General features: G+C 71.4%; 3 protein-coding genes. All 3 read right to left on the reverse strand.

Going from position 1 to position 1830, the window contains the following annotated elements; genetic code table 11:
• Positions 1–55: 55 nt before the first annotated feature.
• Positions 56–328 (reverse strand): uroporphyrinogen-III synthase, encoded by a 273-nt coding sequence (locus LQV45_RS29435; protein ID WP_374208327.1) that lies wholly within the window; start codon positions 326–328, stop codon positions 56–58.
• 19 nt (positions 329–347) lie between these two features.
• Entirely contained in the window at positions 348–1346 is a 999-nt protein-coding gene (gene hemC, locus LQV45_RS29440; RefSeq protein ID WP_230010623.1) for a hydroxymethylbilane synthase, read from the reverse strand.
• Positions 1343–1830 (reverse strand): ferrochelatase (locus tag LQV45_RS29445; protein WP_230010625.1); only part of this gene is annotated, 488 nt, incomplete at its 5' end. The genes hemC and LQV45_RS29445, both read right to left, overlap by 4 nt.

Here is a 1830-nt window from a genome sequence, read left to right on the forward strand (position 1 = left end):
GGATGCTGCCGGGCAGCCAGCTGCTGAGGGAGGCGCCGCGTTCCGCGGCTTTCGCCTAAAGTGCCTGGACTGTGGTCACGCTGCTGATCACGAGCCACGTGTAGGCCCCGGCGCCGAGAGCGTCGAAGGCGACGTCGAGGGAGTGCTGGTCGCTGGCCTGCTCAAAGTCAATCAGCGGGAGCAGCAACGGCTCGGCGCCGACACGGCGGAGGGCCGTGACGAGTTCCCCCGCGCGGTCCGGGCTGCGGGCAACCAGCACGCGGGCGCTCTCCGGCACCCTCATGCCGGTTGGGCCGCCCGTGTGGTTGCGGTCGCTGTGCCGTGCCATGAAGTGGTGGATCCGCGGTTCAGGAAGCTGCCAGGTCCGCGATGTCCGCGGCGCCGCGGGCCAGCAGGACTTCCGCCAGCTCGATCCCGAGCAGCGTTGCCCCGACTTCGGTGAGGCCGTCGGTGGCTTTCTTGTCGCGGACGGTTGCCGTGCCGTCGACCGCGCAGACCACCGCCTCGAGGTGCAGCATGCTGCCCTTGCGGTAGGCGTAGGCGCCCACCGGGGCGGCGCATCCGGCCTCCAGCCGGGCCAGCAAAGCCCGTTCGGCCGTGACGGCGAGCCGGGTGTCCGGATCATCGAGGGCCGCGAGGGCCTGCGCCAGCACGCCCTGGGAGCCTTCCGTGGACCCGGCCCGGCGGGGAGCGTCGGCGGTGCGGCATTCGATCGCCAGGGCACCCTGCCCGGCGGCTGGCAGCATGATGTCCGTCTCGAGGTATTCGCTGACCGCGTCGAGCCGGCCGATCCGGTGCAGTCCGGCGGCTGCGAGCACGACGGCGTCGAGGTCGTTTGACTTGCCGTCAACGACGGCGTCGTTCGTGTTGCCCGACAGCCCGGGGACGCGTCCCAGCCGGGTGTCCACGTTGCCGCGGATGTCGCGGATGTCCAGGTCCGGACGCACGGCGCGGAGCTGGGCCGCGCGGCGCGGGGAGCCGGTGCCGACGCTCGCGCCGCTCGGCAGGTCGGCGAGCTTCAGCCCGTCGCGGGCGCACAGCACGTCCCGGACGTCGACGCGTTGGGGTGTGGCCGCGAGGCTCAGGCCGAGGGCCGGACCGGTCGGGAGGTCCTTGAGCGAATGCACGGCGATATCGCAGACGTCCTGCAACAGGGCGTCGCGGAGCGCGGCGACGAAGACGCCGGTACCGCCCATCTGGGACAGCGAGCCTTTGAGGACGTCGCCGTCGGTCCGGATATGGACCAGCTCCACGGGGAACCCGCCGACGGCGGCCAGCTGGTCCGCGGTCTGCTGGGTCTGGGTCAGGGCGAGTTTGCTGGCGCGCGTGCCGATCCGGACGCTCATGCGGTCCCCTGGCCCGCCGCCGCAGCAGCCGTGCCCGAAGCCACAGGGGCGGCCGGGTAGGGATCGTGTCCGGTCCCGACGGTGGTGTCGGCACCTGCGATGGTGGGCTTTTCGCCGCGGAAGTTAGCGCAGCAGCCGGGACGGCAGACGTCGTACCAGGGGCCGAGCTTGGTCAGGTGCGGCCGCTCGGCGATGTTGTTCGCGACGGTCCGCTCGCAGATCAGGTCCACAAGCCCGGCGACAAACTTGCGGTGCGTTCCGGGCGTGGGGACGCGGGTTGCGGCCAGTTCCAGCCGGGCGCAGGTCTCAAGCGCCTCGGTGTCCAGATCCCAGACCACTTCCATGTAGTCGCTGACAAAGCCCAGCGGCACAATCACGATGCCCTTGACGCCCTGTCCTGCGAGCTCCTCGATGGCGTCGTTGATGTCCGGTTCGAGCCACGGCACGTGCGGGGCACCGGAGCGGGACTGGTAGACGAGGGACC

The organism is Microbacterium sp. Bi128 (assembly GCF_918698205.1).

Coding starts and splice junctions, on each gene's coding strand:
- hemC (WP_230010623.1), bottom strand. CDS start 1,346: ATGAGCGTCCGGATCGGCACGCGCGCCAGCAAACTCGCCCTGACCCAG.
- LQV45_RS29435 (WP_374208327.1), bottom strand. CDS start 328: ATGGCACGGCACAGCGACCGCAACCACACGGGCGGCCCAACCGGCATG.